Origin of the sequence: Cohaesibacter haloalkalitolerans (assembly GCF_003574655.1) — a bacterium.
Taxonomy (GTDB): domain Bacteria; phylum Pseudomonadota; class Alphaproteobacteria; order Rhizobiales; family Cohaesibacteraceae; genus Cohaesibacter; species Cohaesibacter haloalkalitolerans.
The window spans coordinates 17,506-30,551 of the sequence record NZ_QNUM01000007.1 but is presented as its reverse complement, the minus strand read 5'-3'; the positions used below and the strand labels follow the sequence as shown (position 1 = coordinate 30,551).

The 13,046-nt window shown below is 57.3% G+C and carries 11 protein-coding genes; 2 read left to right on the top strand and 9 right to left on the bottom strand.

The window, feature by feature from the left end; all coding sequences use genetic code 11:
* Positions 1-50: 50 nt before the first annotated feature.
* The 4 genes from DSL70_RS17275 to DSL70_RS17260 all read right to left on the bottom strand — a co-directional run bounded on the left by DSL70_RS17275 (position 51) and on the right by DSL70_RS17260 (position 3,820).
* Positions 51-833: an ABC transporter ATP-binding protein gene (locus DSL70_RS17275; RefSeq protein WP_119309223.1), complete on the bottom strand. Its 783-nt coding sequence runs from the start codon at positions 831-833 to the stop codon at positions 51-53.
* Complete coding sequence (locus tag DSL70_RS17270) at positions 830-1,567, bottom strand: ABC transporter permease (protein WP_119309222.1); 738 nt, start codon at positions 1,565-1,567, stop codon at positions 830-832. The genes DSL70_RS17275 and DSL70_RS17270 overlap by 4 nt, the downstream gene beginning before the upstream one ends.
* Positions 1,567-2,259, bottom strand: coding sequence for an ABC transporter permease (locus tag DSL70_RS17265; RefSeq protein ID WP_119309221.1), 693 nt, complete (start codon positions 2,257-2,259; stop codon positions 1,567-1,569). Before DSL70_RS17265 ends, DSL70_RS17270 begins: the two co-directional genes overlap by 1 nt.
* A gap of 139 nt (positions 2,260-2,398) precedes the next feature.
* Positions 2,399-3,820: a M20 family metallopeptidase gene (locus DSL70_RS17260; protein ID WP_119309220.1), complete on the bottom strand. Its 1,422-nt coding sequence runs from the start codon at positions 3,818-3,820 to the stop codon at positions 2,399-2,401.
* A gap of 217 nt (positions 3,821-4,037) precedes the next feature.
* Between DSL70_RS17260 and DSL70_RS17250 the strand changes: the two genes are divergently transcribed.
* Entirely contained in the window at positions 4,038-4,655 is a 618-nt protein-coding gene (locus DSL70_RS17250; RefSeq protein ID WP_245418255.1) for a GntR family transcriptional regulator, read from the top strand.
* 191 nt (positions 4,656-4,846) lie between these two features.
* Here DSL70_RS17250 and DSL70_RS17245 read toward each other — a convergent pair whose 3' ends face one another.
* The 5 genes from DSL70_RS17245 to DSL70_RS17225 form a co-directional block, all read right to left on the bottom strand.
* Positions 4,847-7,813 carry an FAD-binding and (Fe-S)-binding domain-containing protein gene (locus DSL70_RS17245; RefSeq protein ID WP_119309217.1) on the bottom strand — a complete coding sequence of 989 codons (2,967 nt, stop codon included), beginning with the start codon at positions 7,811-7,813 and terminating at the stop codon, positions 4,847-4,849.
* Between the two features lie 104 nt (positions 7,814-7,917).
* Positions 7,918-9,201 (bottom strand): TRAP transporter large permease, encoded by a 1,284-nt coding sequence (locus DSL70_RS17240; protein ID WP_119309216.1) that lies wholly within the window; start codon positions 9,199-9,201, stop codon positions 7,918-7,920.
* 14 nt (positions 9,202-9,215) lie between these two features.
* A complete protein-coding gene (locus DSL70_RS17235; protein ID WP_205563316.1) occupies positions 9,216-9,665 on the bottom strand; it encodes a TRAP transporter small permease in 450 nt (149 codons plus the stop codon).
* A gap of 293 nt (positions 9,666-9,958) precedes the next feature.
* Positions 9,959-10,969, bottom strand: coding sequence for a TRAP transporter substrate-binding protein (locus DSL70_RS17230; RefSeq protein WP_119309214.1), 1,011 nt, complete (start codon positions 10,967-10,969; stop codon positions 9,959-9,961).
* Between the two features lie 226 nt (positions 10,970-11,195).
* The gene (locus DSL70_RS17225) at positions 11,196-12,092 is read right to left on the bottom strand and encodes a dihydrodipicolinate synthase family protein (protein WP_119309213.1); all 897 of its coding nucleotides are present in this window, start codon (positions 12,090-12,092) and stop codon (positions 11,196-11,198) included.
* Between the two features lie 135 nt (positions 12,093-12,227).
* Here DSL70_RS17225 and DSL70_RS22310 point away from each other — a divergent pair, with 135 nt between their 5' ends.
* Positions 12,228-12,479: a hypothetical protein gene (locus DSL70_RS22310; RefSeq protein WP_162916850.1), complete on the top strand. Its 252-nt coding sequence runs from the start codon at positions 12,228-12,230 to the stop codon at positions 12,477-12,479.
* The last annotated feature ends 567 nt before the right edge of the window (positions 12,480-13,046 follow it).

The window sequence follows — 13,046 nt, the reverse complement described above, 5'->3', positions numbered from 1 at the left end:
GATCGCCGGCCGACCGGGATGGCTTGGCCGGAGGTATTGATTGCGGCCTGTCAGCCTGCAATGAATTTTTGAAAACGCTCGTTGCTCTTGTCATTGAAGAGAGTTTCCGGGCTGCCTTCGGCATCGATCTGCCCCTGATGCAAGAAGACGACGCGGTTGGAGACATCCCGTGCAAAGCCCATTTCGTGGGTGACGACCAGCATGGTGCGGCCTTCCTCAGCGAGCCCCCGCATGACGCGCAACACTTCGCCGACCAGTTCCGGGTCGAGCGCCGATGTCGGCTCGTCAAACAGCAGCACATCCGGGTGCTGTGCCAACGCACGGGCGATGGCGGCGCGCTGTTGCTGGCCGCCCGAAAGATGCGAGGGGTAGAAGTCGCGCTTGTTGGCAATGCCGACCTTGTCGAGGATTTCCTTGGCTTCCTCGATACAGTCCTGCTTGTCACGCCCCTGCACATGGATCGGCGCCTCGATGACATTCTCGAGGATTGTCTTGTGGGACCAGAGATTGAACGACTGGAACACCATGCCGACGCGAGTGCGCAGGCGATCGACCTGCTTGCGGTCTGCGGGTTTGACGACGCCCTTGCGGTCGGTCACCAGCCTGATGGTTTCCGTACCAACCGTGACCGTGCCGGAAGTCGGGATTTCCAGCATGTTGATACAGCGCAGCATCGTCGACTTGCCAGAGCCCGAAGAGCCCAGAATGGAGACCACTTCGCCTTCATGGGCTTTCAGGGTGACGCCCTTGAGGACTTCGAGATCGCCGAAATACTTGTGCAGATCAGTGAGGCTGACAGCGACAGCGCTGTTTGGGGATGCGGGACCGGTCACGAGATTTCTCCAGCAGATTCATTTTCAAGGGCAAGGGCGGTGAGAATGCGTGGCTCGCGCAGATGCGGCGTCAGCCTGTATTCAAGCGCCATGACGATACGGGTGAGGATGAAGTTGATGGCCAGATAGATGGCACCGGCCACGATGAAGACCTCGATCACCCGATAGGTCTCTGAGACCAGCTTGGCGGCAAGCCCGGTGATCTCCATGATGGTGATGATGGAAGCCAGTGAGGTGGCCTTGACCATCAGGATAAGCTCGGTGCCATAGGCTGGCAGAGCCTGCCGGATGGCCAGAGGGAAGACGATGCGGCGGAACAGCATGAAGCCCGACATGCCCGAGGCACGGGCTGCTTCCACCTGCCCATGGGGCACCGAGAGCAGGCCGCCGCGAATGACCTCACTGGCATAGGCTGCGGTGTTGAGGGTCAGCGCGATGATGGCACACCAGTAGGGATCCCTCAGGAATGTCCATGCGAAGGAATGGCGCACTGCCGGAAACTGGCTGAGCCCGTAATAGATGAGGAACAGCTGCACCAGCAGCGGCGAGCCGCGGAACACGAAGAGATAGCCCTGCGCAAACCAGCCCAGTGGCCGAATGCCCGAGAGGCGCATCGTTGCCAGCAGCAGCGCAAGGAAGGCACCGAGGAAGGTCGAAAGGAAGGCCAGCAGCAGGGTCAATGGGATGCCGGGGATCAGGGTGATCAGCGACTCCCAGAAGAATTGGATATCCATCAGCTTCGTCTCACCCCTTTGCTGAACCGCTTCTCGGCGGTGTGGAAACTGATGCTGGAGATGGTTGTGATCACCAGATAGAGAATGGCCGCCGCGAAATAGAAGTCAAACGGTTGGCGGGTGGACCCGGCACCGACCTGACTTTGCCTGAGTAGCTCGACAACGCCCGTAACCGACACCAGCGCCGACTCCTTCAGCACGATCTGCCAGACGTTGCCCAGCCCCGGCAGGGCATGGCGCAGGACCAGCGGTGCAACGATGCGGCGAAACCGCATCATCCGCGGCATGCCGCAGGCAACAGCAGCCTCAATCTCGCCCTTGGCAACGGCCCGGTAAGCGCCGCGGAACACTTCCGTATGCTGGGCGCCCGAGGTGATGCCAATGGCCATGGCACCGGCCACAAAGCCGGGCAGGCCGATGAAACCATCCGAGCCGAACAGACGACCAAGCCATGTGAGAAACGCGCTGCCGCCGAAATAGAACAGATAGATGACCAGAAGGTCCGGAATGCCGCGCAAGACCGTGGTGTAGACATCGGCCAGCGCTCGAGAGAAGCGGTTGCCCGATATCTTGGCCCATGCGGCAAAGGCACCAAAGATAGCACCGATGGTGAAGCCGCAAAGCGCCAGCACCATGGTGACCAGGGCTCCCAGCAGCATGAAGGCTCCCCAGCCGCCTTCGCCGAAGCCCATCAGTTGAAAGAAGTTCACGGGTTGCTTTCTCCTCGTCGGGATTGCATCGTCGAACAGCGCGCAATCGGGAAGTCAGGATTGACGGGATGCAGGCCGGAGCCGGGTTCCCGTCATTGGGTCCGTCTGTTGCTGGAACTGCCTATTCTGCAGCGTCGGGAAGCTCCGGGTTGCAATAGTCAGGGATCGGATTGATGAACGGGCGTCCGTTGAGCTTTTCGGCAAAGTCGGCCTTGGCTGCTTCGATCTTGGCCGGATCAAGGAACAGCTCGCAGGCCGTTGCTGCCATCACCTTGGCGGTGTGTTCCATGCCTGCATGGGCTGCGGGGGTCTTGCCCTGCGCCACCAGCTGCCAGGAATGGCCCGGCGTGCCAACGGCATAGGTTGCGCCGCGCATCTGGACAGTGGGAACAACCCAGCTCACGGTGCCTACGTCGGTTGAGCCGACATGGCGGCCATCGCCGGAATTGAGCGGCGTGATGCCCTCGCAAAGAGGCTCGTCAAACCGGGGCTTGAGGCCGAAGCGCTTGTAGGCGGCCTCGATATCCTCGCGGCTGAGGGTTGCCTGAATTTCACGGGCAAAGGCCTTGTCTTCCTCGGAATATTGCGGCGGACCGAGGCGCTCCAGCATCTGGTGCATCAGGGCTTCCAGCGGATCGTTGCCGATGAGGTTGCCATCACCGGAAACGATGGTGCTTTCCACCGTGGTTTCGGTCATCAGGGCCGCGCCGTCGGCAATCTTCTTGACGCGCTCAACCAGAGCCTGCATGTCCGGCAATTCGCGATCCCGCACCAGATAGCGCACAACGGCGCGCGGCTGGACGACGTTCGGGGCGATGCCGCCACTGTCGATGACCGCATAGTGCACGCGAGCCGTCGAGGCCATGTGCTCACGCATATAGTTGACGCCGACACTCATCAGCTCCACCGCATCAAGGGCGCTTCGGCCGAGCTCCGGCGACGCGGCCGCATGGGAGGCGCGGCCGGTGAAGGTGAAAATCAGTTCGTTGCAGGCCAGTGAAATGGGCTTGTTGACGCCAGCAAACGGGGCAGGGTGCCAGCAGATGGCCACATCGACATCATCGAACAGGCCTTCGCGCACCATGAAGCCCTTGGCCGAGCCGCCTTCTTCCGCCGGGCAGCCATAATAGCGCACGCGGCCCTTGATGCCGTTTTCCGCCAGCCAGTCCTTGACGGCTGCGGCGGCCAGCATGGAGCCCGCGCCGAGCAGGTTGTGACCGCAGCCATGGCCGCTACCACCTTCAACAATCTCGCGTCGTTCGGCAACACCATGTTCCTGGCTGAGGCCGGGCAGGGCATCATATTCACCCAGAATGGCAATGACCGGTCCTTCACTTCCCGCTTCTCCCATCACCGCAGTCGGCATACCAGCAACCCCCTTCTGGGTGTCGAAGCCATGCTTTTTGAGCATGGCCAGATGTTCGGCTGATGAGCTGAATTCGTGAAAGTTCAATTCGGGAGTGTCCCAAACGCGATCGGACAGGCCGCGGAAGTCTTCGGACAGTTTGTCGACGCGAGACCAGATTTCATCGCTGTTTTTCATTTGGGTCTTTCCTTCGGATTGCAACTTGGAGAGCTTGTTGGTGGTGTTTGCAAATTTAAATCTATCAAAACAATGAGATTAAAAGAATTTGCTGAATTGGTGCCAATATTGAGCACAATTTTTGGGGTTGCGCAATCTCTGTGCATGGTGAAAAATGAGGCAAGCGAGATTCTGATGCATATATCGCCATTTGACATGACGGGAGCGGTGGATAGTTTTGCGGAGAAGAAAACCCAACAAGGACCTGTCCGACCTTTTGGCGGCTGACATAAGGGCAGGTGTATACTCTCCCGGAAGCTGGCTCAAGCAGATTGATCTGCAGCGGCGCTATGACGCCAGCCGGTCCGAGATCAGAAAATCGCTTGAAACGCTCTTCACCAAGCGGATCATCCGCTACGAGCCGAACCGCGGCTATTACGTTCACCGAGAGGACGGGGCCGCAACCGACGAAATTCGTGACATCCGCATCATGCTGGAGACGTCCGCCGCCGAGGTCATGGTCGAGAAGGTGCAGCAGGACCAGATCAATGGTCTCTATACTCTGGCCCAGCGCTTCGTAGATCAGATCCGCAGCGACAAGATCATGGAAATCTACGAGACCAATATCGCCTTTCACACCGCCCTTCTGGCGACGTCGGGCAATGCAAGTCTGGTCGATCTCATCTCCGAACTGCGGCTGAGGACACCGCCCGCCCCGGCGTCCCAATGGTCGAGTTACGCAAGGATCGAGAAATCGGGTCAGGAGCATTTTGCCATGGTTGACGCTCTGGCCGACAAGGACGCAGCAAGGCTCAAGGCCGTTATTCGCGCCCACATCGCCCAATCGGATAACTGAGAACCAAACAACCAAGAGCCGGAAAGCTCGGGCTACGAAATGCAGGTCACAGCTACGTCCAGTCCTTGCAGCGACAAGCCCCCTTTCCGGTGAGGGAAAGAGGGCTCCGTGTGCGACATGGACGTTCCACCCGTAAGATCCATGGCGCCGGTGGCCACCACCGTTTTGGCGACTGTGACAGGATGGCGGGTCTATTCCCTCAGAGCCTGCAGCAGGATTTCTGCACTGTGCAGGGCTTCACGCTGGGCGCCATCCTTGATTTGATGGCGACAGCTGGTGCCCGATGCGGCAATGATCGTTCCTGCGTCGGCGGCTCGAACGGCAGGCAGCAGCACCTGTTCGGCGATGGCCATAGAAAGGGTGTGATGTTCCTTTTCATAGCCGAAGGCCCCCGCCATGCCGCAGCAGCTGCTCGGGATTTCGCTGACGTGGTAATTCTTCGGCAGAGACAGGACCTTGACCACCAGATCACTCGAAGACAGGGACTTCTGGTGGCAGTGGACATGCACCCGGACGTTTCTTGCCGCATCGGAGAACTGGTCCGGCCTGATGTACCCGGCGTCCATTTCTCGGGCGATGAATTCCTCGAACATCAGGCTGTTCCTTGCGAGGGCTTTGGCCTTGTCCCGCAAGGGCGCGTCGACAAGATCAGGATACTCATCTTTGAAGCAGGCGATGGTCGAGGGCTCGACGGCGATCATCGGCGCCATATCCGTTACCGTATCACCAAAGGCTGCGACATTGCTGTTGGCAAAGCTTTTGGCGCGTTTGACAAACCCCTGAGAAAGAGACGACCGCCCGCTCTCCTCGTTGCGAAGAAGGACAACCTCGTAACCGAGGCGGGTGAGGAGTTGGACGGTCGCCATGCCGATGTGAGCGTCATTCACATTGGTAAACTCGTCACAGAACAGATGAACCTTGCGCATCGCATTGGCGGTTACCGGCATCTGCCTGCCATATTGCTTCTCGAATGTCAGGCGGCACAGGGCGGGCATACTGCGGTCCAGCGCAAAACCAGCAACCAGCTTGACCGGGGCTGACAGGATGCGATTGCCCATGAACAGATTGTAAAGCGGCGCGAAGGGCGTGGCCAAACCCATCAGGGTGGTAAAATGGGCCACCAGCCAGGGGCGCACCCCACTGCCGTGCAGGTCGAAATAATGCTGCAGGAATTCCGCCTTCATCCGCGCCATGTCAACGCCTGCCGGACATTCGCTCTTGCAACCCTTGCAGGACAGGCACAGATCGAGAATGTCCCTGATCTCGCGATGATCATAGCGGTTGGCCTTGTCTGTGCGTGACAGGAAGGCGCGCAGGATGTTGGCGCGAGCCCGGGTGGAATCCTTCTCTTCCCGGGTGCCCATGTAGCTTGGGCACATCAGGCCGGAGGTAACCTTCTTGCATTCCCCGATACCAGAGCAGCGTTCCACCGCGCGCATCAGGCCCATGTCCTTGTCCCAGTTGAAATAGGTGGGCAGGTCCGGTGTCTCCTCGCCAGGCGTATAGCGCAACGAGGTGTCCATCGGCGGGGCATCGACGATCTTGTTGGGGTTGAAGATGTGGCTGGCGTCGAAGGACGACTTGATGCGCTTGCAGAGCTGATAGTTTCGCTCGCCGAGGATCTCGGGCAGAAATTCGGCTCTCAGCCGCCCGTCACCATGTTCGCCCGACAGGGAGCCGCGGAAGCGCTTGACGAGCTTTGCCACCTGCTCCAGCACGGATCGGACTGAGGCGATGCCCTCCCGGGTCTTGTGATTGACAAACAGGATGGTATGCAGCTCGCCGTCACCCGCATGGGCCGAGTGGGTGAACTGCACACCTTCCCGATGCAGGATGCGTTCAAGCTCGGTCACATAGGCCGGTTGATCCTTCACATCCACGGCGCAGTCCTCGATTACCTCGAAGGGTTTGACATCACCGGGCTTGGAACTGTTGATGCCCCCCAGATCGCGCCTCAGCTGCCAGATTTTTTCGACATCCTCGCCAAAGAACAATGGCCAGGCATAGCCCATGTTCTTGTCCTTCAACTCGGCAATGAGGGCGGCTGCCCGTTGTTCCACTGCCTCCCGGGTCTCATCGGCCAGCTCTACCACGATGATCGATTCTGGCGCGCCGATGATCCACTGGCTGCAGCGGGCAACGGTGTTGAACTTGTTGACCTTGTTGTTCTCCATGGCCTGCTGCACATGGAAGGCTCCGATCAGCTCGCAACTGGTGGGCTTGTATTTGAGCGCCACGAGGGTAGCTTCCAGCGACTCGATGGAATCATGGAAATGCATGGCAACGCAGCCGATAACCGGGGGCAGGGGCTCGACAAGATTGAGCGTCGCTTCCGTGAGGACACAGAGCGTGCCTTCTGATCCGGCAATCAGCTTGCACATGTTGAAGTCAGGCCCGCCTTCGGTAAAGACATTGGACCGGGCCAGAAGATCCAGCGCATAGCCGTTGTTGCGCCGACGGATCGAAGTCTTGGGATAGCCAAGCTCCAGTTCTCTGCGGGTCTCGTCGCTTTTGAGTTCCTGATAGAGTGTCTCGTAGAGCGAGCCTTCCAGCGTGTCCTGCGCGCGCTTGGCGTGGAAGGCTTCCGGAGTGAGGGCCTTGAACAGCGCCTCGCTCCCATCGGCCAGAATGGCGCGGCAGGACAGAAGATGGTCGCGCGTCGAGCCCCAGACGATGGAATGCATGCCACAGGAGTTGTTGCCGATCATGCCGCCGATGACGGCCCGGTTGGCGGTGCTGGTTTCCGGTCCAAACAGCAGGCCATGAGGCGCCAGCCAGTCATTGAGGCTGTTGCGAATGACGCTCGGTTCAACCGTGACCCATTTCTCCTCTTTGCTGAAGTCCAGGATCCGGTTGAACCGGCGCATGTCAAGAACCAGACCGCCACCGACCACTTGACCGGCCAGTGACGTTCCTGCGCCGCGCGGGATCAGCGGCAGCTTGTGGTCCTGACAGAAGCGTATGATTGTGACAAGGTCCTCCTTGTCCTCGGGCGTGACCACGCCGAGCGGCATTTGCTGATAGGCCGAAGCGTCGCTGGCAAAGATCGTCCGGCTCACCTCATCGCTTCTGACACTCCCCTTGATGCCGCGGGCAAGGCTGTCCAGAAGCGAAGGGAGCGCCTTGAAATATTCGGGATCGGGTATCTGCAAATTCATTGTCTTTCTCCATCATGATGGAATGCAAACCGGGGGATCGGGCCGGATGATGCCACCCGGCCTGCCGGTCCGAAGAAGTCGGACCGGTTGGGCGTGCAGTGCCGTCACGGGTAGAGCAGATTGGGCAGGAACAGGATGATCTGCGGCAGGAACACCAGAATCACCTGAATGATCAGCATGCTGGCGACAAAGGGCAGGATCGACTTGGCCAGATCGATAAGCCGCGTACCGCTGATCGATTTGGCTATGAAGACATTGACCCCCACCGGCGGCGTGATCAGGCCGAGTTCTGTACCAACCACCAGAATGATGCCGAAGTGATAGGGGTTGATGCCCAGTTTCACCAGCACTGGCAGCAGCAGCGGCGTGTAGATCAGGATCTGCGCCGTCGTGTCCATGAACATGCCCGTCACGGTGATCATCACCACGAAGAACAGCAGGATGACCGTGCCATTGTCTGTGATCTGTAGGATCAGTTCCGCCACCTGATTGGGTACCTGGGCAATGGTCAGGTAGCGGGCAAAGGCCATGGCAAAGCCCAGAATGATCATCACCGAGCCGGTCGTCATGGCAGAGCGTGACGTGATCTCATAGAGATCGCGGAACTTCATGTCCTTGTAGATGAAAAGGCTGACGATCAGAGCGTAGACAACAGTGATGCAGGCCGCTTCAGTCGGCGTGAAGACGCCCGAATAGATGCCGCCAAGAACCACAAACGGGGTGAGCAGAGCCCATTTGCCCGCCCAGGCAGTCTGGGCCACCCGACACCAGGAAAACGGTTGGTCTGATCCATGGTAGCCGCGTTTCCACGAGATGAAAACGGCCACCAGGATCAGCCCCGCGCCAATCAGGAAGCCGGGAACAATGCCTGCCACGAACATCTGGCCGATGGAAAGGTCGGCGCTGATGGCATAGATGATCATCGGGATCGAGGGGGGGATCATGATGCCGAGCGAGCCGGCGCAGGCCGTAAGGCCGCCGGAAAACTCGGCTCCATAGCCGCGTCGGATCATCGAGGGGATCATCATCGCGCCAATGGCCGCGACCGTTGCCGGCGACGAGCCAGAAATGGAAGCAAAGAACATGCAGGCCAGCACGGTGACCACAGCGAGCCCGCCGGTCACCCGGCCCACAAGGCTCGAGGCAAAATCGACGATCCTCTGGGAAAGCCCACCGACCTCCATGACATAGCCCGCCATGATGAACAGCGGAATGGCCAGAAAGACAAAACTGTCGAGCGCCGAAAAGGCGATGTGCGAGAGAAAGCTGAAGGGAATATCGGTCATCATCAGCGCGATGGCTGTCGAGATACCGATGGAGATGGCAATGGGCATTCCAAGGAACAAAAGCAGGAAGAATGCCGCAAACATGACGATTGTACCGCTCATTTCTGCATCCTCCTTTAAAGATGTTCTTGTTTGGCCGCCCAGAGCTGATGGCGGACGACCAGGCGCTGGATAAGCCGCAGGGTCATGAGGGCGAAGGTGAAGGGAATGATGCTGTAGACCCAGCCATAGGGCCAATCGAGGGCCGGGGTGGTTTTGCCAACCATCAGCGCATCTTCAGCGATGGCAACGGCATGCCAGCCGACCGAGAAGATGAACACCGTCCAGACAAGGTCGAGCGCCTGATCCAGCCAGTATTTTCCGCGCCCCACAACAAAAAGGTCGACGATTTCCACCCGGACATGCGCCCCTTTCTGGATGCAGAGACTGCAGGAGATATAGACGAGCAGGATGAAGTCATAGTTCGCCAGCTCTTCTGTCCAGGAGAGCGAGAAATTGAGGACGAACCGAAAGGCGACCTGCATGAAGCAGAGGATGACCAGGAGCGAGAATAGAATGACGCTCATGACCTCCTCGAATTTTTCTGAATATTGAAGCAGTTTTCGCAACATGACCTGCCACCTCCTCCTGGGCAGACATTCACTTGCTTTGCCGGTCACCTGCGGTCTTCTGTCCCGGGGCCGACGCTGAACCGTTGCTCTTTCTCAAGACCTTCCGGGGAAGGGCGAGGAGCGGCTCATCTGCGGGACAGCCTTCTCCAACAAACCCCGGGTGTGCGAGACAATGGTTCGGAGGCAAATTTCTCCTCTCTCCTGGTGGTGGATCAGACCGAAGGGAGAGAGGAGTTTCTCGTCAGACTTTATTCTTCGGAGACTTTCTTGATTTCTGCGATAAGCGCGTCATACATCGGAGCGGAAATGTCCTTGCCGTGCTTTTCAATGACAGGCAGGGCAGCGGCCCGCATTTCGGCGAGATTTTCCTTGGAGATTTCCGTATAGGTGACGCCGGTGTCGATCAGGGACTGCAAGGCTTCCTTCTCGGCCTTGGCCGAGGCTTCATGCTCATATTCGGCAAAGATCTTGGCGGCTTCATCGACGATCTTCTGCTGGTCGGCGCTCAGCTTGTCATAGAAGCTCTTGCCGATGACCAGAACGTCCCAGGAGTGCATGTGGCCGGTGTTGGAGAGATAAGGCTGCACTTCGTAGAAGCGAGACAGCAGGATCGTGGCATAGGGGTTTTCCTGCCCGTCGATGGTGCCGGTCTGAAGGGCTGAGAAGACTTCGCCAAAGCTCATCGGGGTCGGGTTGGTGCCGAGGGCACGGAAGACATCGAGAATGACCGGGTTCTGCATGACGCGGATCTTGAGACCCTTGAGATCAGCCAGAGATGTGATCGGGTGGACGCGGTTGGTCAGATGGCGGACACCAAAGTTGCCAATGGCCAGACCGTGGATGCCGACCGGATCAAGCATGTCCATCAGCTGGCGAGCCCAGGGGCTGCGGGCCACTTTTGCCGAAATTTCCTTGCTCGGGAAAATGTAGGGCAGATCTGGCAGGCGGAATTCTTTTACATAGTTGCCGAGCACCGAGGGGGTCGGGACCACCATTTGCACCGTGCCCAGCTTGATGGCTTCGAGCACTTCAAGGTCACCGCCCAGCATGGCGTTTGGAAAAATCTGGACCTCGATATCGCCGCCGGACTTGTCTTCGACATAGTTCTTGAATTCGGTCAATGCCTTGTATTGATAATGCTGTTCTGAAATACCCGTGCTGACCTTGATGGTCTTGCTGGCTGCCTCGGCCTGACCACCGGCGATGGTCATGGCTGCTGCAAACAGGAGCGCGTGAGCCGTTTTTGCAATGAAATTCATGCCTTCCTCCACTTTTGCTGGTTATTCGGGACGGTGTCCTCATCACCGCGTTTTCAATCCTGATCCAGCTTTCATTTCCTCCCAAAGCAGGCGCACGGATTGACCGAATTGCGAAAACCCCTCGATCGGTTGCCATCCAGACACCGTCGGGATGGCAACCTGCTCGGAGGGGAGCTAATCATCCCGGCGACAGTGATGTCCGCTGTCACCGGGAAGGGGGCGAGACCTAGAGAAGGTCTGCGAGGAGCTTGTCGATTTTCTTCTTGTTGGCTGCATCCAGATCGCCAAGTGGATGCCGCGGCAGACCAACGTCCAGCCCCTGAGCGGTCAGGGTGTATTTGCAGACTTCCTGCCAGTGCGGAACGCCGGCTTCCTTGTCATAGAAGAAATAGTCGATGTAAGGCTGCATCTTGGCCTGCTGTGCACGGGCCTTGTCGACGTTCTTTTCGGTGATGCAGATATCCATCAGGGTGCGGCAGGCTTTTGGCAGAACGGCAGGGAAACCGGAGAGCCAGCCATTGGCGCCAGCCAGCATGCCTTCCATGGCGGCATAGTCATGGCCATAGAAGATGTCGAGAGCATCGCCGCAGTGGAAGCGCAGCTCATGCACGCGGTTTGCATCGCCATGGGCAGCCTTGATGGCGTTGACAACGCCCTCATCCAGCAGGGTCTTGACTTCAAGCGGGGTCAGCTCGTATCCGGCGAACCATGGGTTGTTGTAGACCATGATCGGAATGTCGACATTCTGGCGCAATTCGCGGAAGTGGTTCATGACCGCTTTCTTGTGCGGATTGAGATAGTAGGGCAGGATCACCATCAGGCCGTCGGCACCCTTGTCCTGAGCGAACTTGCTCATGTCGATGGTGTTGATGGTCGAATAGAAGCCTGTACCGCAATAGATGGGTACTTCGCCATCGATGAAGCCCAGAACATGCTCGATGATTTCTTTCTGTTCAGTCGGGTTCATGGCGATGTTTTCGCCGGTGCTTCCGCAGATGGACAGATTCTGCGCGCCCTGATCGATCAACCAGCGCAGATACTTTTCCATTTTGGGTTTGCTGTAGGTCTGATCGTCGTTCCAGATCGTCATACATGCTGGCATAAGGCCTGAAGCGTGTTTCATGTCTAAATTCCTTGGTTGTTCAGGATGTCACCTCGGGCACTCCCGGTTGACGTTGGGAGTTTGAGATTGATTGCAACATTTATCCAAAACGGAATTTAAGTCAACTTAATTGTTTTGTATTCCGTAATGTGGGAAATGAAGAAGATTGGCCGGGTTATTATTATCCACAATCGGGAATTGGGCAATCCCTTTGGAATTGTTACCCATTTTTGGCGTGATGCTGATACCGGTTCGAAAGCAAATTTGTGGGAACAAAATTGTGCAGGGAATTGTCATGGAAAAATCCAGCCTTCAGTCTGCTCAAAGATGTCCAGAAGGATGGAAGGCTGGCTGGAACAACCCGTTCTGATGACGGAGAAAATCGGTTATATTGTTGTAATTATTTAGGTATTATTGACTTTTGGTTGCTGGATTTGGTTGGTGATTCTGGGCCGGGACAGTCCATCAGATCGTTGAGGGTCGGTGCCGTTGTGCAGGATTTTAAATTCGGGAAAAGAAAAAAATGGGATTTGCAGTTTGGGACGCCCTTATGTTAGAAGTGGTTATCCCAAATTTCGGAATAGTGCGTAATACCATTTTCTGAACCTGATGGAGCAAAGCTCTTCAAAGGGTGCAGAATTCCGCTGCATAACTGCGCTCAACATCGGGAAAAGTGAAGAAAACCGTGCGGAATAGTGCCGTTTGACGAGATTCGCATCAATTCCGGGCGCCCCGGGGCTGGAGTGTGGGCGAAATCCCTGCCTATTGATGGTCTTAATTAAGTGTTACTATATATTTGTCATACTTATTAATGGGTTTATGGAAAGAAATACGTCGACAGTCTGCCTTGCTATGTTCCGTATTGTGGATTATTTCTGAAATAAATTGCCCATTTTTGGGAAATTTGGATTTAAAGCCACCGCGAGCTGGATCGCTGGCAGGTAAAGGACGAAGCAGGCTCGGACCAGATGGGTT